21 protein-coding genes and 1 tRNA gene are annotated in these 25,267 nt (G+C 64.4%); 11 read left to right on the top strand and 11 right to left on the bottom strand.

Annotated elements, in window-relative coordinates; all coding sequences use genetic code 11:
- Nucleotides 1–142: 142 nt before the first annotated feature.
- Entirely contained in the window at nucleotides 143–1,612 is a 1,470-nt protein-coding gene (locus HV711_RS06915; protein ID WP_035486881.1) for an aminotransferase-like domain-containing protein, read from the bottom strand.
- Between the two features lie 414 nt (nucleotides 1,613–2,026).
- Between HV711_RS06915 and HV711_RS06910 the strand changes: the two genes are divergently transcribed.
- From HV711_RS06910 to HV711_RS06885, 6 genes are all read left to right on the top strand, one after another.
- Nucleotides 2,027–2,722, top strand: a complete 696-nt coding sequence (locus tag HV711_RS06910) for a VOC family protein (protein WP_035479865.1) — start codon at nucleotides 2,027–2,029, stop codon at nucleotides 2,720–2,722.
- Between the two features lie 76 nt (nucleotides 2,723–2,798).
- A complete protein-coding gene (locus HV711_RS06905) occupies nucleotides 2,799–3,995 on the top strand; it encodes an aminotransferase-like domain-containing protein (RefSeq protein ID WP_035479868.1) in 1,197 nt (398 codons plus the stop codon).
- A 44-nt stretch (nucleotides 3,996–4,039) separates the two neighbouring features.
- On the top strand, nucleotides 4,040–4,504 hold the full coding sequence (locus tag HV711_RS06900; protein ID WP_035479872.1) for a RidA family protein: 465 nt from the start codon (nucleotides 4,040–4,042) through the stop codon (nucleotides 4,502–4,504).
- 187 nt (nucleotides 4,505–4,691) lie between these two features.
- The gene (locus tag HV711_RS06895) at nucleotides 4,692–5,597 is read left to right on the top strand and encodes a PhzF family phenazine biosynthesis protein (RefSeq protein WP_028360493.1); all 906 of its coding nucleotides are present in this window, start codon (nucleotides 4,692–4,694) and stop codon (nucleotides 5,595–5,597) included.
- Between the two features lie 601 nt (nucleotides 5,598–6,198).
- Nucleotides 6,199–8,547 (top strand): bifunctional diguanylate cyclase/phosphodiesterase, encoded by a 2,349-nt coding sequence (locus tag HV711_RS06890; RefSeq protein ID WP_028360492.1) that lies wholly within the window; start codon nucleotides 6,199–6,201, stop codon nucleotides 8,545–8,547.
- 201 nt (nucleotides 8,548–8,748) lie between these two features.
- On the top strand, nucleotides 8,749–9,957 hold the full coding sequence (locus HV711_RS06885; RefSeq protein ID WP_028360491.1) for a chromate transporter: 1,209 nt from the start codon (nucleotides 8,749–8,751) through the stop codon (nucleotides 9,955–9,957).
- Nucleotides 9,958–10,088: 131 nt separating this feature from the next.
- On the opposite strand, the gene HV711_RS06880 is transcribed toward HV711_RS06885, so the two are convergent.
- The 5 genes from HV711_RS06880 to HV711_RS06860 form a co-directional block, all read right to left on the bottom strand.
- On the bottom strand, nucleotides 10,089–10,547 hold the full coding sequence (locus HV711_RS06880; protein ID WP_015002091.1) for a CopD family protein: 459 nt from the start codon (nucleotides 10,545–10,547) through the stop codon (nucleotides 10,089–10,091).
- A gap of 314 nt (nucleotides 10,548–10,861) precedes the next feature.
- A complete protein-coding gene (parC, locus tag HV711_RS06875; protein WP_035479874.1) occupies nucleotides 10,862–13,186 on the bottom strand; it encodes a DNA topoisomerase IV subunit A in 2,325 nt (774 codons plus the stop codon).
- Nucleotides 13,187–13,240: 54 nt separating this feature from the next.
- Complete coding sequence (locus tag HV711_RS06870; protein ID WP_035479877.1) at nucleotides 13,241–15,226, bottom strand: DNA topoisomerase IV subunit B; 1,986 nt, start codon at nucleotides 15,224–15,226, stop codon at nucleotides 13,241–13,243.
- 460 nt (nucleotides 15,227–15,686) lie between these two features.
- Complete coding sequence (locus HV711_RS06865) at nucleotides 15,687–17,657, bottom strand: ATP-binding cassette domain-containing protein (protein ID WP_035479879.1); 1,971 nt, start codon at nucleotides 17,655–17,657, stop codon at nucleotides 15,687–15,689.
- A 347-nt stretch (nucleotides 17,658–18,004) separates the two neighbouring features.
- The gene (locus HV711_RS06860) at nucleotides 18,005–18,418 is read right to left on the bottom strand and encodes a DUF4399 domain-containing protein (RefSeq protein WP_035479881.1); all 414 of its coding nucleotides are present in this window, start codon (nucleotides 18,416–18,418) and stop codon (nucleotides 18,005–18,007) included.
- A 270-nt stretch (nucleotides 18,419–18,688) separates the two neighbouring features.
- Between HV711_RS06860 and HV711_RS06855 the strand changes: the two genes are divergently transcribed.
- The 3 genes from HV711_RS06855 to HV711_RS06845 all read left to right on the top strand — a co-directional run bounded on the left by HV711_RS06855 (nucleotide 18,689) and on the right by HV711_RS06845 (nucleotide 19,962).
- On the top strand, nucleotides 18,689–18,868 hold the full coding sequence (locus tag HV711_RS06855) for a rubredoxin (protein ID WP_013587620.1): 180 nt from the start codon (nucleotides 18,689–18,691) through the stop codon (nucleotides 18,866–18,868).
- 429 nt (nucleotides 18,869–19,297) lie between these two features.
- A complete protein-coding gene (locus HV711_RS06850) occupies nucleotides 19,298–19,720 on the top strand; it encodes a YfiM family lipoprotein (protein WP_013587619.1) in 423 nt (140 codons plus the stop codon).
- Nucleotides 19,721–19,887: 167 nt separating this feature from the next.
- Nucleotides 19,888–19,962 (top strand) — tRNA-Arg (locus HV711_RS06845).
- A 62-nt stretch (nucleotides 19,963–20,024) separates the two neighbouring features.
- On the opposite strand, the gene HV711_RS06840 is transcribed toward HV711_RS06845, so the two are convergent.
- The 4 genes from HV711_RS06840 to HV711_RS06825 all read right to left on the bottom strand — a co-directional run bounded on the left by HV711_RS06840 (nucleotide 20,025) and on the right by HV711_RS06825 (nucleotide 22,332).
- Nucleotides 20,025–20,771: a YoaK family protein gene (locus HV711_RS06840; protein WP_035479883.1), complete on the bottom strand. Its 747-nt coding sequence runs from the start codon at nucleotides 20,769–20,771 to the stop codon at nucleotides 20,025–20,027.
- Nucleotides 20,772–20,887: 116 nt separating this feature from the next.
- Entirely contained in the window at nucleotides 20,888–21,592 is a 705-nt protein-coding gene (locus HV711_RS06835; RefSeq protein WP_035479885.1) for a glutathione binding-like protein, read from the bottom strand.
- Nucleotides 21,593–21,751: 159 nt separating this feature from the next.
- A complete protein-coding gene (locus HV711_RS06830; protein WP_035479888.1) occupies nucleotides 21,752–21,973 on the bottom strand; it encodes a hypothetical protein in 222 nt (73 codons plus the stop codon).
- A gap of 167 nt (nucleotides 21,974–22,140) precedes the next feature.
- The gene (locus tag HV711_RS06825; protein ID WP_013587611.1) at nucleotides 22,141–22,332 is read right to left on the bottom strand and encodes a CsbD family protein; all 192 of its coding nucleotides are present in this window, start codon (nucleotides 22,330–22,332) and stop codon (nucleotides 22,141–22,143) included.
- A gap of 167 nt (nucleotides 22,333–22,499) precedes the next feature.
- Between HV711_RS06825 and HV711_RS06820 the strand changes: the two genes are divergently transcribed.
- Together HV711_RS06820 and dcm are read left to right on the top strand one after the other, a co-directional pair.
- Nucleotides 22,500–22,826: a hypothetical protein gene (locus tag HV711_RS06820; protein WP_015002073.1), complete on the top strand. Its 327-nt coding sequence runs from the start codon at nucleotides 22,500–22,502 to the stop codon at nucleotides 22,824–22,826.
- 288 nt (nucleotides 22,827–23,114) lie between these two features.
- Complete coding sequence (dcm, locus tag HV711_RS06815) at nucleotides 23,115–24,389, top strand: DNA (cytosine-5-)-methyltransferase (protein WP_244142666.1); 1,275 nt, start codon at nucleotides 23,115–23,117, stop codon at nucleotides 24,387–24,389.
- A 62-nt stretch (nucleotides 24,390–24,451) separates the two neighbouring features.
- Here the strand turns inward: dcm and HV711_RS06810 are convergent, their stop codons facing one another.
- Nucleotides 24,452–25,147 (bottom strand): alpha/beta hydrolase, encoded by a 696-nt coding sequence (locus HV711_RS06810; protein WP_013587608.1) that lies wholly within the window; start codon nucleotides 25,145–25,147, stop codon nucleotides 24,452–24,454.
- Nucleotides 25,148–25,267 lie beyond the last annotated feature (120 nt).

Raw genomic sequence — 25,267 nt, 5'->3', positions numbered from 1 at the left:
CAGGTTGTGCGAATGCGGTGCGGACGCGGCAGCAGGACGCGCGGGGCACGGGAGCAACCCGCCGCGGCACCGCGAGCCTCCGCACCGGCGGACCGCTGGAGCGCCAGATTGTCTACCTAAGTGGGGGCAAGCCCGCGCGGTTTCAAGAGGCGCGGCGCGCAACGCCGTCGAGATAACGGCACAAAAACGTCGCCAGCTCGGGATCGCCGCAATTGGCGACGTTAAAGCGCATCCACGTGGTCGGCGATTGTTGCGGCGAAAAAAGGCTGCCAGGCGTGAGCAGAAAGCCGGCCTCATGGCCCGCGGCGGCGAGCCCGTCGGCATCGACGCCCGTGTCGGCCCACACGAACATGCCCGCCGTGGGCGTGAGAAAGAGCTTCAGGCCGGTCTTTTCCAACATCCGCACGGATTTTTCGCGCACGCCGTCGAGCCGCACCCGCAACCGCTCGACATGGCGCCGGTAGTGACCCTCCGTCAGAATCTTGTACAACACGCGCTCGTTGAGTTCCGGGCTCGTCATGCCGACAAGCATCTTCTGGTCACTGACCGCTTTCGCCACGTCGGGCGCGCACGCGATAAAACCGACCCGCAGGTTCGGCGCGAGCGTCTTCGAGAAACTGCCCAGGTAGATCACGCGCTTTAACTGGTCGAGGCTTGCGAGCCGCGTACCCGGATAGCCCGGTGGACACAAATCGCCGTAAATGTCGTCTTCCACGACGATAAAGTCGTAAGCTTCGGCAAGCCGCAAGATGCGGAACGCCTGCGCGGCGGTCAGCGAGGTGCCGGTCGGATTCTGCAGCACGGAGTTGATCACCAGCATCTTGGGCCGCCAGGTTTGCACGAGCGATTCGAGCGCGTCGAGGTCGGGACCGTCCGGCGTATACGGCATGCCGACGAGCCGCGCGCCCTGCGACGCGAAGCGCCCGAACATCTGGAACCACGCGGGATCGCCGACGATCACCGAATCGCCCGGCTTCACGTAAATGCGCGAAATCAGGTCGATGGCCTGCGTGATGCCCGACACCATCACGATCTGATCGGGCGACGCGCCGATCTCCAGCTCCTCGAGACGCGTCTGCAACTGCTGGCGCAGCGGCAGAAAACCGAGCGGCGTGCCGATGCCGAGCATCTGGGCGCCGCTTTGCCGGCCCAGCGTGCGCAGCGCATTGGTGATCAGTTCGCCGTCGAGCCAGCGCGCCGGCAGATAGCCGAGGCCCGGACTGCGCTCCGGGCGCGCGCCGGTATGCAGCATGTTGCGCAGCAGCCAGACCACGTCGATGGTGGCCGGCGCGCTCGCCTGCGCGGCCGGGCGCAGGTCCGCCACGGCAGCCACCCCAGCCCCCGCCGCGCCCGCCAGACGCTCGCGCACGAAAAAACCCGAGCCGCGCCGCGACTCCAGATAACCCTGGGCGACGAGCCGCTCATACGCTTCCACCACCGTGAAGCGCGAAACGCCCTTGTCTAGCGCTAGCTTGCGGATGGACGGCATGCGCATGCCGGGGCGGAACACGCGCTCCTCGATCCGGCGGCGCGCCCACTGGACGAGCTGCTCCACCAGCGTCAGCGACGCCGTGTCGTGCGGGGCGGGAATCTGCGTAAGCGGAACGGACATGAGAGGCTCCAACTGTACCGAACGGTATCGAGTCGATTGTACCGTTACTGTGCCGGTCCTCGCCGTTACATTTGAGATGAAGGGCGCGCCTCGGCGGGTGAAACGTGGCCCCCCGCTTGGCCGGGCTCGCGGGGGGCGCCGCCATGGAAGTTCGGGCGGCCAGTCGCCATGGCCGAAGCGCGCCCATGAGCCGGATTGGCGGCAAATGAACCGTACCGGCGGCAAGCGCGGCCAGCGGCCGCCGACCCGCCGGCGGTCCGCAAGGAAAGACGCCAACGGAGATGCGCCGCCGCTCCATCAGCCAGTCCGTCGATCCAGCCCGCGCCAACGGTTATGCTTACGACCCCGGCGCCTGTCGCAAGCGGCACGCGGCGCGGGGCCGGCCTACCGTAGAAACCCGTTTCCTCAATCCGAATGACCGCACATCCGCTTCGTCTCGATCATCTCGTCGTTTCCGCCCGCACGCTCGACGAGGGCACGCAGTACGTTGCCGACCTGCTGGGCGCAAAACCGGCCGGCGGCGGCGCGCATCCGTCCATGCGCACACACAACCGGCTCCTGAACCTGTGGGGCGGCGCCTATCTGGAAGTGATCGCCATCGACCCGCAAGCTGACGCAGCCGGCAAGACTCCGGACGCCGCGCCGCGCCCGCGTCTCTTCGCGCTCGACGATCCGGCGACCCGCGCGCGCCTCGAAAGCGGCCCGTATCTGTCGCATTGGGTGGTGCGCGTGGACCGTCCGAAGCATCTGCCGACGTGGCAGGCGCAATACCCGGCGCGCATTCCGCCGATCCTGCCGCTCACGCGCGGCGACTTCGCGTGGGGTCTGTCGGTGCCCGAAGACGGCGCCTTCCCTGCCTGGCAAGGCGCCGGCGACGGCGTGCTGCCGTCCCTGATTCAGTGGGACACGGCGCGGCATCCGTCGGCGGTACTGCCGGACAGCGGCATTGCGCTCAAAACGTTGAAGGGCCTGCATCCGCAAGCGGACACGGTGGCCGCGCAATTGCAGTGGCTGGGCGCCGCGCACCTGATCCAGTTGCAGGCGACGGACGGCGCGCCGGCGCTCATCGCCGAGTTCGAAACGCCCGGCGGCCTACGCGCCCTTAAATAAGCAGCGCGCGCGGGTCGCCGACTCGCGCGATAATCGAAGTTTTGACCGGTTCCAGAGACACCAGAGAGAGGAGACCATGGACCAAAGCGACCTGAAAGCCCCCATGTGGCAATTGTCCGAACGCGCACGCAAGCTCACGAGCTCGGCGATCCGCGAAATTCTCAAGGTCACGGAACGGCCCGAAGTCATTTCGTTCGCGGGCGGCCTGCCCTCGCCGGCCACCTTTCCGGCTGAACGCATGCGCGAAGCGTCCGACCGCATTCTGCGCGACACGCCCGCCGCGGCGCTCCAGTACAGCGCAACCGAAGGCTATGCGCCATTGCGCGAATGGGTCGCGCAACGCTATTCGGTGAACGGCGTGCAGATCCGCGCGACGCAGGTGCTGATCACGACAGGCTCGCAGCAGGCGCTCGATCTGCTCGGCAAAGTGCTGGTGTGTCCGCAAAGCCCGCTGCTCGTCGAAACGCCGACCTACCTCGGCGCGCTGCAGTCGTTCTCCATGTACGAGCCGCGCTACGTCCAGGTGCCGACCGACGAGCAGGGGCTGATCCCCGAAGGGCTTACGCCCGAACTCACCGCCGGCGCGCGCCTGTTGTACGCACAACCAAATTTCCAGAATCCGACCGGGCGCCGCCTGCCGGTCGAGCGCCGCCGCGCGCTCGCCGCATTCGCGAAGACGGCGCCGTTTCCGGTGATCGAGGACGATCCCTACGGTGCGCTCGACTACGCGGGCGAACCGCTGCCCACCATGCTGTCGATGGCGCCGGATCACATCGTCCACCTCGGTTCGTTCTCCAAGGTGCTGGCGCCGGGTCTGCGGGTCGGCTATATCATCGCGCCGGAAGAGTTGATCTTCAAACTCGTGCAGGCCAAGCAGGCCACCGATCTGCACACGCCGAGCTTCACGCAGCGCATCGTGCATGAAGTGGTCAAGGACGGTTTTCTCGATACGCACGTGCCGACCATCCGCGAGCTCTATCGCGCGCAGTGCGCGGCGATGCTGGCCGCGCTCGAACGCTACATGCCGGAAGGCGTGAAGTGGAATCGCCCGCAAGGCGGCATGTTCATCTGGGTGAACCTGCCCGCGCAGATCGACAGCATGAAGCTGCTGGAAGAAGCCGTCGCGCAGAATGTCGCGTTCGTGCCGGGCGGTCCGTTCTTCGCGAACGAGGCGCAGCACAACACACTGCGCCTGTCGTTCGTCACGGTGCCGCCTGCCAAGATCGACGAAGGCGTCGCGCGCCTCGCCGCGCTGATCCGCGCGAAGGTCTAAGCCCGCGCCCGCTTCTCCGTTTTTTACTACCGACCGAGGTGAACATGGCTCAAACGAACGTTTACGACAAGCTCAAGGAACTGGGCATCGAACTGCCGACCGCCAGCGCGCCGGCAGCCGCTTATGTGATGAGCGCGCAAAGCGGCAATACGGTGTACCTCTCCGGCCACATCGCGAAGAAAGACGGCAAGGTGTGGGCCGGCAAGCTCGGCGCCGATCTGAACACCGAGGAAGGCAAGCTTGCCGCGCGTTCCATCGCGGTGGACCTGCTCGCCACCCTGCACGCGCATGTCGGCGACCTGAACCGCGTGAAGCGCATCGTCAAGCTGATGAGCCTCGTGAACTCCACGCTCGACTTCACCGAGCAGCATCTGGTCACCAACGGCGCGTCGGAACTGATCGCCGACGTGTTCGGCGAGCGCGGCAAGCATGCGCGCTCGGCATTCGGCGTCGCGCAGATTCCGCTTGGCGCATGCGTCGAGATCGAGATGATCGCCGAAGTCGAATAAGCTGGCGCCGCAGACCCGCCCGGTTTGACGACAGCCCGGCCCGGCTCGACCGGGCGCCAGACAGAACGCGTCGCGAGGTGCAGGCACCCGCGGCGCGTTTTGCATTTGTGGCGAGGTGGATCGTTCCGGCGGCAGCGGATAGAATCCGCGAACCATACCAACCGCAGGAATCGCCGGACCGCGCCCGATGCCCGCCACAACCGTTCGTTTCAAACAGGTCGACGTCTTCACGTCGGTGCCGTTCAAAGGCAATCCGCTCGCCGTCGTGTTCGACGCCGACGCGCTCAGCGCCGATCAGATGCAGGCCATCGCGCACTGGACCAATTTGTCCGAAACAACTTTCCTGTCGCAGGCGACCGACCCGGCCGCCGACTATCGCGTGCGCATTTTCACGACTCACGGCGAATTGCCGTTTGCCGGTCACCCGACGCTCGGCAGCGCGCATGCGCTCCTCGAAAGCGGTTATCAGCCGAAGCAGCCGGGCAAGCTCGTCCAGCAATGCGGCGTGGGGCTCGTGCAATTGGAGCAATGCGCCGCCGGTGAGCCGGACGACGGACTCGACGCGTGGGCCTTTGCTGCGCCGCCCGCGCGCATCGCACCTTTGTCAGAACGACAATTCCCTACACTTTCTACGGCTTTGCGTAGCGACGCGATCGACTTCAGCGCCCTGCCCTGTGCCGTCGACAACGGCGCGCCGTGGCTCGTCGTGCGAATGAATTCCGCGCGCGATTGCCTCGCGCTCGAACCGGACGCGGCGGCGCTCGCGCAGATCGTGCAGGCGGTCGGCGCGCACGGCGTTGCCGCGTATGGTCCACACGTGGCGGGCGGGCCCGCCACGTTCGAAGTGCGCTGCCTGATGATGGGCGGCGCGTTCGGCGTCGGCGAAGACCCGGTGACGGGCAGTGCGAACGCGGCGCTGGCGGGCTTGCTGAGCGCGCAGAATCTGCGGCCCGGCGCGAGCTATACGGCACGCCAGGGTACCGCGCTTGGGCGCGCCGGCCAGGTCTTCGTTCGCTATGACGACGCAAACGGCAAGACATGGATCGGCGGGTCGTCGGTGACGGTCGTCGACGGTACGTTCCGGATGCCGTGACCGGCCCGTCGTTTGCTTGCTTGATGCCCAGCCTGACGAAGCAATAGCAAAGCCGTCACGATAAGCAGCACGCGACTTGCCTCATTTAGCCACGCTTAACCACGTTTAGCCACAAAACGCCGCTTGCGACGCTCGCGCGATGCAACTTGCATAACGAATCCTGCCTGACGAAGGCCACGCACGCATAAGCCGCCATGCCGGAACGCCGAATTTCGATGGACCATCCGAACCTCACGACCGCCCGCGCGCGATCGCCTGTATGCGCCGGTTCGCCGCCTGACAGTGCAGGCGCCGGACTTTGCGGCGAAGTTCGCGGCACACTTGTGCAGGGAGCGTCAAAAAGCCCTGAAAACAGGCTGCAAAACAGTGTGCGGAAGCCCGCAGACAGCGCCCGTGTATACCCGATGCCCGGACCCTTCCTTAATCTAGTGGCATTAAGTAATATCGAAACGTACCCGACCCAGTGCGAACGATCAGGCGCCCAGCCACGCCCCTTCTTCTTGCGCAGCAGTTCCGGCAACTCCATGCAGCCACCCATGAAAACAGCGCAGTCGACGCTCGCGTGTTCGCAACCGGCCGGCAGCTGGGTACGGGCCGCCTGATGAGCAAACCCCGCTTCTCCGATCAGCGCGAAGCTCCAGGCCGCCGGGATCCCGCCGCGTCGCGACGGCGCGCGTTGCTCGCCATTCCCGCGCTCGGCGTACTTGTGCTGATCCTGCTTTGGACGGTCATCTTCGCGCGTCTTTCGGTCGAAAAAGAGGCCACCTACCGCGAAGCCATGGCATCTGCCGCCATTCTCTCAGCGGCGCTCGAACAGCATACGATCAAGGCGATTCACCAGGTCGATCAGATCACCCGCTTCGTCAAATACGAGTTCGAGAAAACGCCGGGGCATTTCGACCTGTCCAGCACGGTCGAAAAAGGCGTCGTGCAAAGCGAGACGCTCGTGCAGGTGTCGTTGATCGACGAGCACGGCAAGCTGATCGCCAACACGGCCGAGCTCAATCCAAAGCACATCGATCTGTCGGACCGCGAGCACTTCAAGGTCCACGAGCACGAAAACGACGATCAGCTGTACATCAGCAAGCCGGTGCTCGGCCGCGTGTCGGGTCACTGGACGCTGCAGATGACGCGCCGTCTCAATCATCCGGACGGCTCGTTTGCAGGCGTCGTGGTGGTGTCCGAAGACCCGAGCTATTTCACGAGCGACTTCTACAACAACGCGGCAATCGGCCGCGAAGGCGTGATTGCCGTGATCTCGGACAACGGCACGGTGCTCGCGCGGCGCACGGGCAATGTCGTGAACGCAACGGGCACCTTTTCCGCAAGCGGCTCCTATCCGACGTCGGAGCACGTTTCGGGCACCTATGTCGATTCGATCGACAACGTCACGCGCATCGTCTCGTACCGGCATATCGACGGTTATCCGCTGGGCGTGCTCGTGGGTTTGTCGCAGGCGGAAGAATTCGCGGACTACAACCACACGCGCAACGTCTATCTGCTGATGGCGGGTTTCATCTCGCTCGCCATGCTGAGCTTCTTCGCGGTGGCGACCGGCCTGATCGGCAAGCTGCTCGGCCGCGAGCGCGAAATGACGCACCTCGTCGAATACGATCTGCTGACCGGCTTGCGCAATCGCTACGCCACCTTGCGCACGCTGCGTCAGGAAGTCGCGCAGCCGGCCAACCTGGGCCACCTCGCGATCCTGTTCATCGACCTCGACAACTTCAAGACGGTCAACGACACGCTCGGTCACAACGCCGGCGACATCGTGCTGCAAATGACGGCCTCGCGGCTCGCCACCGCGGTAGCGGAAGGTGGCACGCTGAGCCGTATCGGCGGCGACGAGTTCGTGGTCGTCATCAAGGGCGACGACGTCGAGAAGCGCGCGGTGGCGCTCGCCGAGGCCGCCGCGGAAGCCTTCTCGAAACCGTTCGAAGTGCGCGGCAGTTCGTTCGTGCTGCATGCGAGCATCGGCATTGCGCTTTACTCGGTCGCCAACGAAAGCGAAATCGACCTGCTGAAAAAGGCCGACCTCGCCATGTACAGCGCGAAAGACGCGGGCAAGAACTGCTACCAGTTCTATTCGCCGCAACTGTCGCATCGCGCGGACCACCTGATGAAGTGGGAGCAGCAGCTGCGCGTCGCGCTCGCCGAAGGGCAGCTCTTTCTCGCCTATCAGCCGAAGATCGACCTGACGCGCCGCTGCATTACCGGTTTCGAGGCGCTGGTGCGCTGGAATCATCCGCAGCACGGTCTGATTCCGGCCAACGAATTCATTCCGGTTGCGGAGTCGACAGGGCTCATCGTGCCGATCGGCGACTTCGTGATCGAGACCGCGTGCCGCCAACTCGCGCTGTGGCAGCAGCAAGGCTACGACACGTTGTCGCTTGCGGTGAACATTTCGGCCGTGCAGTTCTGGCGCGGCGATCTGTACGAAACGGTGTCGCACGCCATCGAGGAAAGCGGCATTTCCGCGCGCCGCCTGGAACTCGAAATCACCGAAACGGCGATGATGGAGTATCCGGAACTCGTCTCCGAAAAGATCTTCGCGCTCAAGCGCCTCGGCGTGCGGATCGCGCTCGACGACTTCGGCACCGGTTATTCGTCGCTGTCGTATCTCAACCGGTTCTCGGTCGACACACTGAAAGTGGACCGCTCCTTCGTCCAGGCCATTCCGGGCGACCGCAGCGTCTGCGTGATGGTGACCGCGATCGTCAATCTGGCGCGCTCGCTCGGGCTCACGGTGGTGGTCGAAGGAACGGAGACGGAGGAGCAGATTGCGTGGCTCGCCGCGCTCGGCCACATCGAGGCGCAGGGGTTTCTCTTTTCGCGCCCCGTTCCCGTCGACGCGATTCCGGCGCTGCTCGAACGTTTCGGCGTGTGCGGCATGAACGGCCGGCGCCCAATCCAGGAAGCCAACAGCACGAGCACCAGCACGAACGGTTAGACAGTGCACGCCCGAGGCGCCGGCTGTGGGCTTCGCCCCAACGCTGCGGCGCCGGCCCTTCGTGCCTCCATACCGCCGGCGCCTAAAACCGGCTACATTCTCGCTGTATTGCGTTCTCGCGCGACGCCGTCGGACCGGACGGCCGCGCGCAACATCACAGGATCCACAGGACGGGCGCGCACACCGCGCGCCCGTGGCGCCATGCAGACGATAACAAGCCACGATGCTGCAAGACGAGGGGAGCGGGAACCGCTATGGACGCTGTTCAAGGTCGTGTTCGGCCTGTCGGCATTGTCCTGGGGCGGCCTCGCGCTGATGGCGCAGCTCGAAAATCACTATGTCGAGCGCGAGGAGCGGCTGTCGCGCGTCGCGTTTTCCGATCTCATAGCGCTCGCGTGGATGGTGCCGGGACCGGTGGGCTGCAACGTCGCCGTGCAACTCGGACACGCGCTGCGCGGACGCGCCGGCGCATGGGTCGCGGGCCTGGCGAGCGTGCTGCCCTTCTTCATGCTGATGACGCTCTTCGCGATCTTCTACCGGACGCCGCTCGTGCGCGCCGCCGCGTCGCAAACCTTGCTGAACCACTTCAGCGTGGTGCTCGCCACGTTGATCGGCATCACCTGGTATAAGCAGACGCGCGCGCTCGTGCGCGGCAAGCTCGAATGGACCGCGGCGGTGGTCGGCTGCTTCGCGCTCTTCTTTGCGCATAGCCCCGCCGCTTATGTGCTGATGCTGAGCGCGGCCTTCGGCACCGGCTGGGCGATCAGTCCGGTGCGCAGCACGCGCTTCGCGGTGTCGTTTGCGCGCGGCGACTGGCAGATACTCGGCATGCTGTGCGCGTTCGTGCTGTTGTTCGCGCTGCCGCTGCCGCATCGCTTCGATCTTGCGCTGCTGTGGCCGCGGCTCGCGGGCGCGGGCATGACGCTCTTCGGCGGCGGCTTTTCCGCCTTGCCGGTGCTCAAGACCTTGTTCGTCACGCCGACGATCGGCATCTCGGAGAACGACTTCACGCTGGCTTTTTCGTTGTCGCCGATCTCGCCCGGACCGCTGCTGAATGTGGTGCCGTTCTTCGGCTATCTCGTCGACGGCTGGGCGGGCGCGGTCTTCGCCACGCTCGCGCTGTTCGTGCCGTCGGGCTGCCTCGTCGTGCTTGCGCAGCGCCATCTGCATCAGTTGAAGATGAACCCGCGCTTCGAGCACGGCATGCGGATTCTGCGCGCCGTCACGACCGCGTTCCTCGCGGTGGCCGTGCTGCGTATCGCCGGACGCGTGCCGCTGCAGCCGGTCTATCTGCTCACCGCGTTCTTTTCAGCGATAGGCTTCGGCAAGCTCAAACTGCCGGTCTACGCGGTGTACGGCACGGTGGCGGTGGTGTGCGGGCTGTGGCTTGCGTATGGGGCGTGGGGCTAGCGTCCCGGGTGAGCGACGCTTTGGCGAGCGATGCGCTCTTCGGCGGCGCTCGAGCGGATCATGCGCTGGCTCGCAACGCTCCGGCGGCTCACGCGATGCGCGGCACCGCCGCAGTCGCTTGACGCGCGCCGTCAGAATCCGCGCGACAGCACGGCGACGCCCACCGTCACCACGCCCAACACGATGTTGACCAGCACGAGGCGCCGGATCGTGCCGACCGCCTGCGCGCCGTCAGGCCATTTCTGCGCTTGCACGGCGCGGCGAATACGTGGAAAAACGGCAAAACGGATATGCCCAAAAATCAGCATCATGACGATGCCGAGACCGGCCATGGCATGCAACGGCCACGTGGCGTGACCGCCTCCGAACTGCATGAGCAGGAAGCCGCCGGTCAGCAGAATGACGAGCACCGAAGCCGCGACCCAATTGAAGAAGCGGCCGAACACCGATTCCCACAAAGGCAGACGCAATTGCGGCGAGAGATCGGCCATTGCCGGGCGCAAGCAGAAATGCGCGAAGACCATCCCGCCCACCCACACCGCGACTGCGAGCAGATGTAGAAAGAGCGCGAGTTCGATAGCCTTGTTCATGTTGTGTTTTCCTCTCCGACGATGCCGCGCCGCCTACGCCAACGCTGTGACGAGCGGCTATTGAGCGCGTTCGACCGCACGCCCTGTGTGCAGTTCCAGAACGCTCATGGCTTCTGTCGTTTTTCTTGTTGTTATTGCAGCGCGCCGGCTGTCTCGACGAAGTGCCGTCACCCGGCACTTCCACGCGACACCATGACGCTGCCCCCGGATTTGCCGCATCTTGCCCCGCCTGCGACGACTGTTACTGCCATTACTGCGCACGGCCAGCGCCTCGCATGCTAGCAGACGCCGGCCGTTTTCAACATCAATCTTCGTCAGCCGGCGAGCGCTGGACGCATGCCTTCGAGCTTCAACTTGCTCTCCGGCGCACGGCCCTTGCGCGCCCGCTTGCCGACGTGCGCGGCGAGCGCGGCGCCGCTCAGCTTTTCCTCGTCCAGCCTGCCGCCGCGACGCGCGCCGATCAGCATGACACCCGCCCCGTTGATGGCGAGCGCCTGCACCAGCGTTTCCTTGTCGTCGAGCGCCATCAGCGTGACGCCGCGTCCGCCGCCCGACAGCGTCTTCATTTCGTCGATGCCGAACACGAGCAGGCGCCCCGTGGACGACAGACACGCCACCTGGCTCGCGTCCGGCAGCATCGGCATGGGCGCGAGCGGCGCGGCGCCCGCGTCGATCGTCATGAACGACTTGCCCGCTTTCACGCGGCTCACCATGTCGCCGACCTTCGCGATGAAACCAAAGCCGTTGCTCGACGCGAGCAGCAGGGCCTGGTCCGCGGCAGCCGCGTAGTAGTGCATCAGATGGCTGCCCGACTCCAGTTCGATCAGCGACGTGACCGGCACGCCGTCGCCGCGGCCGCCCGGCAGCGACGCCACCGCGACCGAATAGACACGCCCGTTGCTGCCCCACGCGATGAGCGTATCCGGCGTGCGGCACTGGAACGCGGCGTACAGACCGTCGCCGGCCTTGAACGTGAAGCCGGCCGTGTCGAGACCGTGGCCCTTCAGCGCGCGCACCCACCCCTTTTGCGAGACCACGACCGTAACCGGTTCGTCGATCACGCGCGCCTCATACGTGGCGCGCTTTTCCTGCTGGATGAGCGTGCGGCGCTCGTCGCCGTATTGCTTGGCGTCGGCTTCGATTTCCTTGATGAGCAGACGCTTCATCGCGGATTCGCTCGCGAGCAGTTCCTCGAGCTTCGCCTTCTCGTCGCGCAGATCCGCGAGTTCCTTCTCGATCTTGATCTTTTCGAGCCGCGCCAACTGCCGCAGCCGGATTTCGAGGATGTCGTCGGCCTGCCGGTCCGACAGCCCGAACGCGGCCATCAGCGCGACCTTCGGTTCGTCGGACTCGCGAATGATGCGGATCACCTCGTCGATGTTCAGATAGACGATCATCCGGCCTTCGAGGATGTGGATCCGGTCGTCCACCTTCGTCAACCGGTGACGCGTACGGCGCGTGACCGTGGCAAAGCGGAACGCGATCCACTCGTGCAGGATTTCGCTCAAGCCCTTCTGGCGTGGCCGGCCGTCGCCGCCCACCATCACCAGATTCAGCGATGCGTTCGACTCCAGACTCGTATGCGCAAGCAGCGTGTTGACGAACTCCGTCTGATCGATGCGGCTCGACTTCGGCTCGAACACGAGGCGCACCGGCGCGTCCTTGCCGGACTCGTCGCGCACTGCGTCGAGCAGGCTCAGCATGGTTTGCTTTGCCTGCAACTGCTCGGGCGTGAGCGCCTTCTTGCCGAGCTTGATCTTCGGGTTGGTCTGCTCCTCGATCTCTTCGAGCACCTTCTGGGCCGCCGTGTTCGGCGGCAATTCGGTGATCACCAGTTGCCACTGGCCGCGCGCGAGGTCCTCGATCTTCCAGCGGGCGCGCACCTTCAGGCTGCCGCGGCCGCTCTCATACGCCGCCGCGATTTCCGCTTCGCTCGAAATGATCTGGCCGCCGCCGGGGAAGTCGGGCCCCGGCATGTGCTGCATCAGGTCCGCATGCGCGATCTTCGGATTGCGGATCATCGCGACCGTGGCAGCCGCCACTTCGCGCAGATTGTGCGACGGAATCTCCGTGGCGAGGCCCACGGCAATGCCCGACGCGCCGTTCAGCAGCAGGAACGGCAGGCGCGCGGGCAGTTGGCGCGGCTCCTGTTCGACGCCGTCGTAGTTGGGCATGAAATCGACCGTGCCCTGATCGATTTCGTCGAGCAGCAGCTTCGAGATCGGCGTGAGGCGCGCTTCGGTGTATCGCATGGCCGCGGCGCCGTCGCCGTCGCGCGAGCCGAAATTGCCCTGCCCGTCGATGAGCGGATAGCGCATCGCAAAGTCTTGCGCGAGACGCACGAGCGCGTCGTACGCCGACTGATCGCCGTGCGGATGATACTTACCGATCACGTCGCCCACCACGCGCGCCGATTTGACCGGCTTGGCGTTGTCGCTGAGGCCCAGCTCGTTCATGGCGTAGAGGATGCGCCGCTGCACGGGCTTCTGCCCGTCGCAGACGTCGGGCAGCGCGCGCCCCTTCACCACGCTGACTGCGTACTGAAGATAGGCCCCTTCCGCGTAATTGCCGAGCGTGAGGAAGTCGCCTTCGGGCGGCGGCGGCTCGGTGAAAAGGTCGAGAGTGTTATCGTCGTCCATCTGGAATCCGTATCGTGTTTGGCGTGAAGTGTCGTGCGGGAGCGCTTATGCCGCTCAAATGTCCGCTTCGACCTCGTTGCCCTTTTCTTCGAGCCAGCTGCGCCGCGACGCCGCTTCGCCCTTGCCCATCAGCATGGTCATGCGCGCGACCGTGGTGTCGTAGTCGAGCTCGCCGAGCGCGACCGGCGTGAGACGCCGCGTATCCGGGTTCATCGTCGTATCCCAGAGTTGCTCGGCGCTCATTTCGCCGAGGCCTTTAAAGCGGCTGATCGACCATTGCGTCTCGCGCACGCCGTCCTTGCGCAGCTTGTCGAGGATCGCTTCGAGTTCGCCTTCGTCGAGCGCATATAGCTTCTGCGCCGGCTTCTTGCCGCGCGCGGGTGCGTCGACGCGAAAGAGCGGGGGACGCGCGACGCACACGTGACCGCGCTCGATCAACTGCGGGAAGTGCTTGAAGAACAGCGTGAGCAGCAGCACCTGAATGTGCGAGCCGTCCACGTCCGCGTCCGACAGAATGCAGATCTTGCCGTAGCGCAGGTTGGAAAGATCCACCTTGTCGTCCGGACTATGCGGATCGACGCCGATCGCCACCGAAATGTCGTGCACCTCGTTATTGGCAAAGAGACGGTCGCGCTCGGTTTCCCACGTGTTCAGCACCTTGCCCCGCAGCGGCAGAATGGCCTGATATTCCTTGTCGCGGCCCATTTTCGCGGAACCGCCCGCGGAGTCGCCCTCGACGAGGAATAACTCGTTGCGCCCGATATCCGTCGATTCGCAATCGGTCAGCTTGCCCGGCAACACCGCGACGCCCGAGCTCTTGCGCTTCTCGACCTTCTGGCCGGCGCGTGTGCGCGCCTGTGCCTGCTTGATGACGAGGTCCGCGAGCTTCTTGCCGTGCTCGACGTGCTGGTTGAGCCACAGCTCGAGCGCCGGCCGCGCGAACGAAGCGACCAGTTTGACCGCGTCGCGGCTATTCAGGCGCTCCTTGATCTGCCCTTGAAACTGCGGGTCCAACACCTTCGCCGACAGCACGAACGACACGCGCGCGAACACGTCTTCCGCGAGCAGCTTCACGCCCTTCGGCTGCAGGTTGTGCAGCTCGACAAAGCTCTTCACCGCCTGATAAAGCCCTTCGCGCAAGCCCGATTCGTGCGTGCCGCCCGCGGGCGTCGGAATCAGATTGACGTACGACTCGCGCGTGAGCGGGCCTTCCTCGCTCCACGCGACGACCCACGCCGCGCCCTCGCCTTCCGCGAACGTCTCTTCGCTCGCGCGCGAGTTTTCGGCATAACGCTCGCCTTCGAAGAGCGGAATCAGCAGATCGCTGCCGTTCATGCCTTCGAGCAGGTAACCGCGCAAGCCGTCTTCATATTTCCAGCTGTGCTGTTCGCCGGTCTTTTCGTTGACAAGCGTGACTTCCACGCCCGGCAGCAGCACCGCTTTCGAGCGCAGCAGACGTTGCAGTTCGCCGAGCGGCAGATTCGGCGAATCGAAGTACTTCGGATCCGCCCACGCGGTCACGCGTGTGCCGGATTTCTTTTCGCCTTTCGCCGCGGCGCGGACTTCGAGCGGCTTCGCCACGTCGCCGTGCGCAAAACTCAACGCGGCAACCTTGCCGTCGCGCCACACGGTGACGTCGAGGCGCGTGGAGAGCGCATTGGTGACCGACACGCCGACGCCGTGCAAACCACCGGAGAACGTGTACGCGCCGCCGGCGGCCTTGTCGAATTTGCCGCCCGCGTGCAGGCGCGTGAAGACGATTTCGACGACCGGCACGCCTTCTTCCGGATGCAGGCCGAAGGGAATGCCGCGGCCGTCGTCTTCGACCGACACTGAATGATCCGCGTGCAGCGTGACCGTGATTTGCCGGCCGTAGCCGCCGAGGGCTTCGTCCGACGCGTTGTCGATAACTTCCTGAATGATGTGCAGCGGATTCTCGGTGCGGGTGTACATGCCGGGCCGTTGCTTGACCGGCTCGAGACCCTTCAACACCTTGATCGACGCTTCGCTATACGCGGCGTTTGGCTTTTTCGTAGACATGGTTGACTCGGGTGCGTCGGTTCATCGTTGTCCACAGGTCCTGTTCATAAGTCCGTGGACAATGCGTTGAGTTTTCAAAAAAAGCGAAACGAAACAATGTGGTTAGGTGGGGTGCCCGCGGGGCGGGCAGGCTGTTTTGCTGCACGGCTTCCGGTTGTTAGCCGCTCGATCGTCACGCGATTGTCACGCGATGCCACGCGATTGCGGTGCGGTGGCCGCGCCGGCTTTCGTGCGCATTGTCATGTTCGGTGCGGCATCCGGACCGGCTGCCGGCCCGCTACCGCCCCCTGACGAGGCAGCGGCGCGGCCGGTGAAAATGCCGGGAAGCCCTTTTCGCGGGGTATTTTACTGATTTCGAACCTGGCGGCAATTGACAGCGCACGCGAGTGGCCGTCCGGGCAAGGCTTCGCGCTTGCGCGAGCGGGCGCGCCGGCGGCGCAGCACGCCCGCGTTCGTCGCGTCATTTGCGGCGGTTTTCGAGTTCGTCCCAGCGTTCGAGCGCGAGCAGCAGTTCCTCGTCGATCGCGGCATAGCGTTCGGAAAGACGCGCGCCTTCCTGCGGGTCCTTCGCGAATATGGAGCCTTCTTCAAGCTGTGCGCCGATGGTTCTCTGCTCCGCCTCGAGCGCGGCGATTTTTTCCGGCAACGCATCGAGTTCACGCTGTTCCTTGAAGGAGAGCTTCGCGGCGCGCTGCGGATTGCGGGCGGATGAAGTGTCTTTGGCCGGTGTGACTTTAGTGGCCTCTTTCGTGGCGTCCTTCGTTGCTTCTTTTGCCGCGTCCTTGTTTGCGTCTTTCAGCGCTTCCTGCGCGAGCTGTTGCGAGCGCTCGCTTTGCACCTGCCAGTCGGTGAAGCCGCCGACATACTCGCGCCATTTGCCCCCGCCTTCGGACGCGATCACCGACGTCGCCACGTTATCCAGAAACGCGCGGTCGTGGCTCACGAGCAGCACGGTGCCGTCGTAGTCGGTGAGCAGTTCCTCGAGCAGTTCCAGCGTGGGAATGTCGAGGTCGTTGGTCGGTTCGTCGAGCACCAGCACGTTGGCCGGCCGCGCGAAAAGGCGCGCCAGCAGCAGACGGTTGCGCTCGCCGCCCGACAGCGACTTGACCGGCGAACGCGCGCGCTCCGGCGCGAACAGGAAGTCGCCGAGATAGCTCATGACGTGCTTTCTCTGCCCGTTGACCTCGACCCACTCGCTGCCGGGGCTGATGGTATCGGCGAGACTTTTTTCCAGGTCCAGTTGCGCGCGCATCTGGTCGAAATACGCGACCTGCAGATTGGTGCCGACGCGCACCGTGCCTTCGTCGGGCTTCAGTTCGCCGAGGATGATTTTCAGCAGCGTGGTCTTGCCCGCGCCGTTCGGGCCGACAAAACCGATCTTGTCGCCGCGCATGACGGTGGCAGTGAAGCGGTCGATCACCGTGCGTGAACCGTAGCGCTTCGTGACATCCGTCAATTCCGCGACGATCTTGCCCGACTTCTCGCCCTGACCGACGTCCAGCTTGACGTTGCCCTGCACGTTGCGGCGCTCGGCGCGCTGCTTGCGCATTTCCACGAGCCGCGCAATCCGGCCGACGCTGCGCGTGCGGCGCGCCTCGACGCCTTTGCGGATCCACACTTCTTCCTGGGCAAGCAGCTTGTCGGCCTTCTCGTTTTCGACGCGCTCGATCTCCAGTTGCTGCGCCTTGCGCGTCTGATAAGCCGAAAAGTTGCCCGGATAGGACAACAGACGCCCGCGATCCAGCTCGACGATGCGGGTGGCGACACGGTCGAGAAACGCGCGGTCGTGCGTGATGAACAGGAGTGCCGCGCGCTGCGACACGAGCAGTTCTTCGAGCCAGCGGATGCCGTCGAAATCGAGGTGATTGGTCGGTTCGTCGAGCAGCAGCACGTCGGGCTGCACGACGAGCGCGCGGGCGAGCGCCACGCGCTTTTGCATGCCGCCCGAGAGCGAACCCACGCGCGCCTCGCCATTCAGGCCGATCTGCTGCAGCGTGGTGGCGACACGCGTGCTCCAGTTCCAGGCGTTGGCCGCGTCCAGCGACGACTGCAGCGTGTTCATGCGCGCCATCAATGCGTCGTGCTGCGCGCCTTCGGGCTCGTCCGCGAGCTGGTTGGCGACCACGTCGTATTCGTCGAGCAGCGCGCGGGCGTGCGTGAGGCCGGCCGCGACGGCGTCGAACACGGTGTCGTCCGCATCGAACTCGGGTTCCTGCGGCACGTACACCGTGGTCAGATTCTGCTGGCGCGTGACGAGGCCGTCGTCGGGCCTGGCAAGATCAGCGACGATTTTCAGCAGCGACGACTTGCCGGCGCCATTGCGGCCGATCAGCCCGACCCGCTCGCCCGCTTCGAGAGAAAAGTCCGCGTGATCGAGCAACGCGACGTGACCGAACGCCAGCTGGGCTCCGGTAATGGTGTAAAGCGACATGGGAAATTGGCGAAGACAGCGATGACTCGGAACTGCTCATTGTACCGGGCGCAAGGGCCGCTGCCTGTATGCCTGAAGATATAGGACGAACGGCCGCGCTCGAGATGGCCGGCGCAGAGGGCCGTAAGAAACACGCTGCGGGGCGGTCGCGACGGGCGCGGGCATTGAAGGCGCCGCCGGTGGCCGCGGGTCGCGGCGGGGCAGCTGTCGGTCGCCGCCAGCGGGCCGCCGGGACTCTGTCGGGAACTCGCGAACGCCGCCGCTCGCGGCCGGGCAGCTCTCGGGAACTCCGGGCGCCGCCGGGGCGCTATGGGTCAGCGCCCGGCAAACCATGAGCCGACCCGCGCTTATCTCACATGCACGGTGATCGTCTTGCTCAGTTCGGGACCATAGGAGCGGTGTGCGCCGTCGCCGAATTGCAGCGTCAGCGTATGGTCGCCGGGCGGCAGCGTCAGATCGGTTTCCGTCTGGCCCTTGCCGAAGTGCAGCGATTTATCGTTGGCAGGAATCACCTCGCCTTTCGCGAGCGGCTTGCCGTCCACCAGCAGATGATGATGGCCCGTGCCGTCCGTCGTCGTGCCGGCCGGGGCGACTTTCATGCCGTCGAGAGCAAAGACCACGTGGACCGGGTTGCTGACGGTCGCGCCGTCTGTCGGCTGCACGAAGGACACGCTTGCCGCCTGCGCCGCACCGGACGCCGTCAGTAATCCGGCCAGCGCCGCGCCGCTCAATTTGCCGCTGAACCATTTCGTTTTCAACATCGTCTTCTCCTGGTTAGAAACACGAGCCGTACACGAGCCACACTCGATCGAGACATGCGCGAGCCACACCAACGCAAAGCCGCCGTGAGTCAGCAGAATACACGCAGTGCATGACACAGCCGGAGCTTCGCGCCTCGACGAGCATCAAACCGGATCGCCGATGCATTTGACAAATTCCGGTAATATTGCGGGTCGCCGCCGCGCCCCAAAAAGGGGCAGACCGAGCGGATCATTGCATTGAAGAGAGAAGACTGCGTCGTGAGCGAAGTAATGGATGTGACTGACTACAAGAGCTGGGTTTGCCTGATTTGCGGCTGGATCTACAACGAAGAGGAAGGCCTGCCCGACGAAGGCATCGCGCCCGGCACCCGCTTTGCCGCGATTCCCGACGACTGGCGCTGCCCGCTGTGCGACGTCGGCAAGGCCGAGTTCGCGGTGGTCGAATTCTGAGTGTGCTGTCGCTGCGCGGTTCGGGACACCGCACCGTTTAGCCGAAGCGACATCACGCGAGTAGTGTGCGCGGCCCAGCAGGTCATGCCTGCCGGGCCGCTTGCTTTTTGGGCGCGCAATCGTCGAATGGAGTCCTTGCGCATCGCTCTCGTCGTCCTTTGATGTTCGCCTAAAGACGCGCGTCTGTCTTTCGCGTCTTCTCTTCCCCCGTCCTTTTCGTCCTCGCTCGTCCTTGCGCCGCGCACAGGCCTACGCCGGCCGGCGCTTCGCCTGTGTGGCGCAGCCCTCACAGATGGCGGAAGGTTAGTCTTTCAGCGCACATCCGCACTCACGTCGCCTGCGTAAAACGTAGAGCCATGGCGACGCATTGGCGCGGATACCGGTCCGCAAGCGTCTCCATAAAAAACATAAACCAAGGGGGAAAACAACATGTGGACGACATGGAGACACGGCATCTGTGTTGCGCTGATGCTGGCAGCAAGCGCAGCGGCACACGCTGACATTGACTGCGGCGGTGGGCGCGGCGGGTACCGCCTGCAGACATCGGACGGCTGGCTTCATACCGACAAGCTCGAGCACTTCGCGGTGTCGGCGCCGTTCGGCGCGCTTGGCGCGTATCTGACGCGGGACACGGCGCATCCCGTGATTTACGGGACGCTGATCGGGACGATTCCCGGGCTCATCAAGGAAGGGATCGACGGCACCTGTCGCAGCAGCGGCTTTTCCTACAAGGACCTGGCCGCGGACGTCGCCGGCGCGCTCACGGGCGCGCTGCTCGGCAACTGGGCGATCATGTATAGCCGCTCGGCGCGGGGGCAGACCGTAGGTGTTGCTTATTCGACGCGGTTTTGAGGCGTTCTCGGCGCAAGCTGGGCCATGCGGGAGCGTGGCGCCGTTTCCCACGTTTTTGCTATACTCTGGCCCTCGCTCGCGTCGCCGAATGCGCGAGCGGCTGCCGCGAGAGTCGAGCGCGGCGGTTCGAGATCAGGGGTCCGGTCCGCCCCGTTTATCGCTATCCGCTCCCTGTAGTTCAATGGATAGAACAAGTGCCTCCTAAGCGCTAGATGCAGGTTCGATTCCTGCCAGGGGGACCACCCCACTTCCACCGCGCCGACGCAATCTCGTCGTTGCGGCGCACGCTCCGGCAGCTACCGCCCTACCCCCGCTCCCCCCGCATATCGTCCACCAGCGGCACAGCCGCCAGCGTCAGCAGGACAATTGCGAGCGGCACCGTCGACACAAAGCCCAGATGCTTGAATCCGACGGCGCCCGCGAGGCCGCCCGCGACAAACGAAAGCAGCAGCGATCCCAGCAGAACCAGTTTCTCCCGGTCCGCCTGCACCAGTTCCTGACCTGCAGCCGGCCGTGCGTTCCAATAGACCATTTTGCCGAGTTCGATGCCCACATCCGTGACGAGGCCGGTTACATGCGTGGTGCGAATTTCCGCGCGCGAGAGCTTCGTAATCATCGCGTTCTGCAGGCCCATGACGAAGCAAAGAATACAGACCGTCACCGGCACAAAGAGCACGCGATGCTGCTCGAGATTCGCCCCGACCAATCCGAAACAAAGCAGGAGCACCGCTTCGATGGCAAGCGGCGTGGCGTAGACGCTGCGCAGCTCCCGTCGACGGCCCCAGTTGATCAGAATCGCCGATGCCGCCGCGCCCATCACGAATGAAAGCAGCGAACTCAGCCCCGCAAAGAAGAGGCTCACGTCGCCGAGCACCGCATTGTCCGCGAGCGACGACACGATGCCGGACATGTGCGACGTGTACTGGCCGACGGCGAGAAAACCGCCCGCGTTGGCCGCACCCGCCACGAATGCCAAAGACCGGCCGAGACGCCGATTGGTCGCGTCCGTCCGTTCGGGGGCGGTGAAGCCGCGCAAATAGTTGATGGGCATCGTAAAAACTCACTTCTCGTCGCGTGCGCCGGCCGACCGGCGGGCGCTTCGTCGCGGAAAATCGTAGCACGGACGGCGGGCCCGGCATGCCGCGGCGCCGTCGCGCCCGCTCGCGACTATCCCCGCTTCGGACTATCCAGGCCGCGGATCACCGCCGGCCGCGCGGCGAACGCCGCCAGCACGCGCCTCACGTTCGGAAAGTCCTCGATGCGCACCAGTTCGCCCGCTTCATAGAAACCGATCAGATTGCGCACCCACGGAAACGTCGCGATATCGGCAATCGAGTACTGATCGCCGAGAATCCACTCGCGTCCTTCCAGACGCTGTTCGAGCACACCGAGCAAACGCCTCGATTCGGCCACATAGCGATCGCGCGGGCGCTTGTCTTCATACTCCTTGCCCGCGAATTTGTGGAAAAAGCCGACCTGGCCGAACATCGGGCCGATGCCGCCCATCTGGAACATCACCCATTGGATGGCCTCGTAGCGGCCGGCGGCGTCCTGCGGAATCAGCTGCCCGGTCTTGTCCGCGAGATAGATCAGGATCGCGCCGGATTCGAAGAGCGGCAAAGGCTTGCCGTCAGGGCCGTTCGGATCGATGATCGCCGGAATCTTGTTGTTCGGATTCAGCGACATGAACTCCGGCGTCATCTGGTCGTTGGTGTCGAAACGCACCAGATGCGGCTCGTAAGGCAAGCCGGTTTCTTCGAGCATGATCGACACTTTCACGCCGTTCGGCGTGGGCAGCGAGTAAAGCTGAAGGCGCTCGGGATGCTCGGCAGGCCATTTTTTCGTAATCGGAAAGGCGGACAGATCTGTCATGTGATGAGGTAGCCCTGTGCGGAATGGCAGACGAAAAAACATCGGGACAACGAGCGCAGCCGGCTCGCCGGCGCGGCTCGTCCCGATGCGGACCGCTCAATATAAACCGACTCGGCGCAACGCGTGCGCGAGCCGGCAGGTCCGCGCCTCAGGCGAGGTTCACCACAAATCCTTCGTCGCGCCGCCCGCCCGCACGTTATACCCCTCGCGCCACAACGCGGCGCCCACGGTCACGAGCTGCGTGCGCTGCCCGGCCTCCAGCTGCTCCCACGCCGAGGCGAGCCACGCCGCAAAATTCGCGCAGGTTTCCTCGATGTCGACGGGCGCTCTGCCCTCCAGATACTGTCGTTCAAACATCGAAAGCACTTTTTCCGGTGTCATTGGCGCGGTCTCCATGTAGGGTGTATTGAGTCTAAAGGCGCCGCGGTGCGCGCGACACATTCGACGCGCCAAAGCCGGGTTACTCCCAGGCCGCGCATGCAGTGGACAAAGGCCGCAAAAAGGAAAAGGCGCACGAGGCGCCTTTCCGTGAAGACCCATCACACGCATTACGGGTTATTGCGTTTCGCCTCGTCCTTGGCGTCTTCCTTCGCGTCGCCGTAGCTCTTCTGCACCTTGCCCGCGCCCTGCTGGAGATCGCCCTTCAGTTCCTTGCCGGGGTTGTCGGTGGCTTTGCCCACGGCTTCGTTGATCTTCCCCTTCACCTGTTCACCCACGCCTTTTACCTGGTCCTTGTTCATCTTCGACTCCGCTTTAAAAAGGAATGCCGACGCGAGATTGCGCCAGTGCCCGCTTCGAGCAACGCGCATGCCCGACATCTCATCAGATGAAAAACGGCCAGAAAAATCTTTCACCGGAACCCTAAAGTTCCCCTCCAGCCCGCCGTTATAGCGGCCATGGAGGAGCCATGGACCGCACACCCATCACCCAGTCCGCATCATCGAAAGCGGCTTTGATCGACGGCGACATCACGCACATCGCGCGTGCCATGCGGCTGTCCCTGCAAGGCGACCTTGCCGGCCCCATCCTGCCGCCGTCCTACTGGCGCGAGCGCCTCAATAGGCTGCTCGACATGGGCAATCTGACGCACCCGCAGCTGTGCGCGGTCGACAGTCTTCTCCTGCAGCTCGACCAGTTCGAAGCCGAACCGCCCGTCCCGTGGGACGAACTGGCGCCCGCCACAGCCGCGCTCTTTCCGCCCACGCACGAAACCGGCGCCGGCCACCCGGCCTGACACACCGCTACGGGCTTTGCCGAGGACCGCGCCGCGCGAGCCCGAAACGCGCTCTTCGCGGACCTTTGTGCCTAAAAAACGGCCGCGAACCACGCCGCGGCCCCAACACGTCGCAACGCAGGGACTTCGCGTCACGGCGCAAGCGTACACATCCAACTGTGACAAGCGCATTTCGCGGCTGAGCCTGCAAGTGGGCCGCATTGCGCCCCAAAATTCCTGGACAGGCGGTTATCGAACGGTCAAAATGTCCGCCAAAATTCCCAGCGAAACAGCAATATGACCCGCGACATGACTCTGGCCACACGGCAGGACCTGCTCACACAAGCGTTGCAGGTGTATAGCCAGACGGAAATCGCGGCGCGCTGCGGAAAAAACGTTCGCACCATTCGCCGCTGGAAAACCGATCAGCGTTGTCCCCGCATTGCGGAAGCGGCTTTGCGCGAAATGCTGCAGGCCGGGCCGCGCACGAGGCTCGCCGCAAGCGAGCCCGATTTTCGTTTCATCGACCTGTTCGCGGGCATCGGCGGCATTCGGCGCGGCTTTGAAGCGCATGGCGGCCGGTGCGTGTTCACGAGCGAATGGAACGAGTTTTCGAAGAAAACCTACCAGCAGAATCATCGCGATGGGGACGGCACACACCAGTTCGTCGGCGACATCGTTTCCTTCGCGGAGAACGACGTCCCCGCGCACGATGTGCTGCTCGCCGGTTTTCCGTGTCAGCCTTTCAGCATTGCGGGCGTGAGCAAGAAAAATTCGCTTGGCCGCCCGCACGGTTTCGCATGCATGACGCAAGGCACGCTCTTTTACGACGTCGCGCGCATCATCGATGCAAAACGGCCCGCGGCGTTTCTGCTCGAGAATGTGAAGAACCTCGTATCGCACGACAAAGGCAATACACTGCGGACCATTCTCGAAGTACTGTGCGACGAATTGAAATACGACGTTCACTATAAGGTCATCGACGGCCAGCATTTCACGCCGCAGCACCGCGAGCGGATTGTGATTGTCGGCTTCCGCGAGGAGACAGGATTTTCTTTCGACGACCTGCGCTTGCCTGCGAACGGGCCGCGCCTCGCGTCGATCCTCCACAAAACCGACGGCAGCGAGCCGCTGCTGCCGCACGACGGCGAGCGTTTCTTCGACCACGTTCGCCGCAAGGTGCAGCCGAAATACACGCTAACGCCGAACCTGTGGGCCTACCTGCAGGCTTATGCGGAGAAACATCGCGCGGCCGGCAATGGATTCGGCTTCGGTCTGGTCACGCCTGCCAGCGTCACGCGCACGCTGTCGGCGCGCTATCACAAGGACGGCTCCGAGATTCTGCTCGCGCAAGGTAAAGGCGAACGGCCGCGCCGCCTGACGCCGCGTGAATGCGCGCGTCTGATGGGCTTTCCCGACGACTTCGTGATTCCCGTGAGCGATACGCAGGCGTATCGCCAGTTCGGCAACAGCGTGGTGGTGCCGGTCATGCAGGAAGTCGCGCGCATCATGACGCCGCATATCGGGGCGCTGCTCGCGCGAGACGTTCAGTCTGCGCGAGCAGCGGCGCGCCTGCGCGCATAGCCGTTCGTGCAGCGCGGTTCGATCAGACCTCAGCACATGACCGAACCGCGTGCCGGCAAGACCTAGCCTGCCGAGTCGATCGCAGCCTCGTGAATCAGCGCTGCCACTTCCACCGGCCGCGAAGCGAGCGACGCGTGACTTGCGCCGAGCGTCACGATCTTCCTCGCGTTGAGCCGCGCGGACATCATCTTCTGATTCTCCGGATGAATCATTCTGTCTTCACTGGAAATCTGATACCAGGAAGGCTTCGTGGCCCATGCCGCAGAAGTAATTGGGTCTCCGAACGTTCCGGCAAGCGGCGCCTTCTGCGTCACGGCCATGACAAGCGCCTCGTCTGCCGCCAGATCCTGGCAGAAACTCTGGTGATATTTCGCCGGTTTGATCCACAGGTAGCCGTCGCTGTCGGGCTCGAGATTCGCCGCGGCGTCCGGAAGACGCTGCTGGGTGATGGCGCCGGGACTCTCACCCTTGTCCGGCGCAAACGCCGCGATGTACACGAGCCCGGCCACATTCGCATGGTTGCCCGCCTCGGTGATAACCGCTCCTCCATACGAATGCCCGACCAATAGAACCGGTCCGGCACACTGCGCGATCATCTTGCGGGTTCGCTCGACGTCATCCGCGAGCGACGTCAACGGCAATTCAACGGCACGAATCGACTCGTGACCTCTCCGCGCGAGCTCAACGATGACCTTGCTCCAATGGGCGGCGCCGCCCCAAAAACCATGTACCAGCAAGATCGTAGGCTGATTGCTCATTACAGTACTCCTGTTATTCGAATGGTAATTGCTCTGCACTGAACGCGGCATCAATCGAGGCCGCGCTCGGCACGAGACGCTTCAACCGCTGCCCTGAAAGACAGTGGTCGATACCAGCAT

Origin of the sequence: Paraburkholderia phenoliruptrix, assembly GCF_902859825.1 — a bacterium.
Classification (GTDB): domain Bacteria; phylum Pseudomonadota; class Gammaproteobacteria; order Burkholderiales; family Burkholderiaceae; genus Paraburkholderia; species Paraburkholderia phenoliruptrix.
Note: the sequence above shows the minus strand (reverse complement) of the source record. Positions and strands in the feature narration are given on the sequence as shown.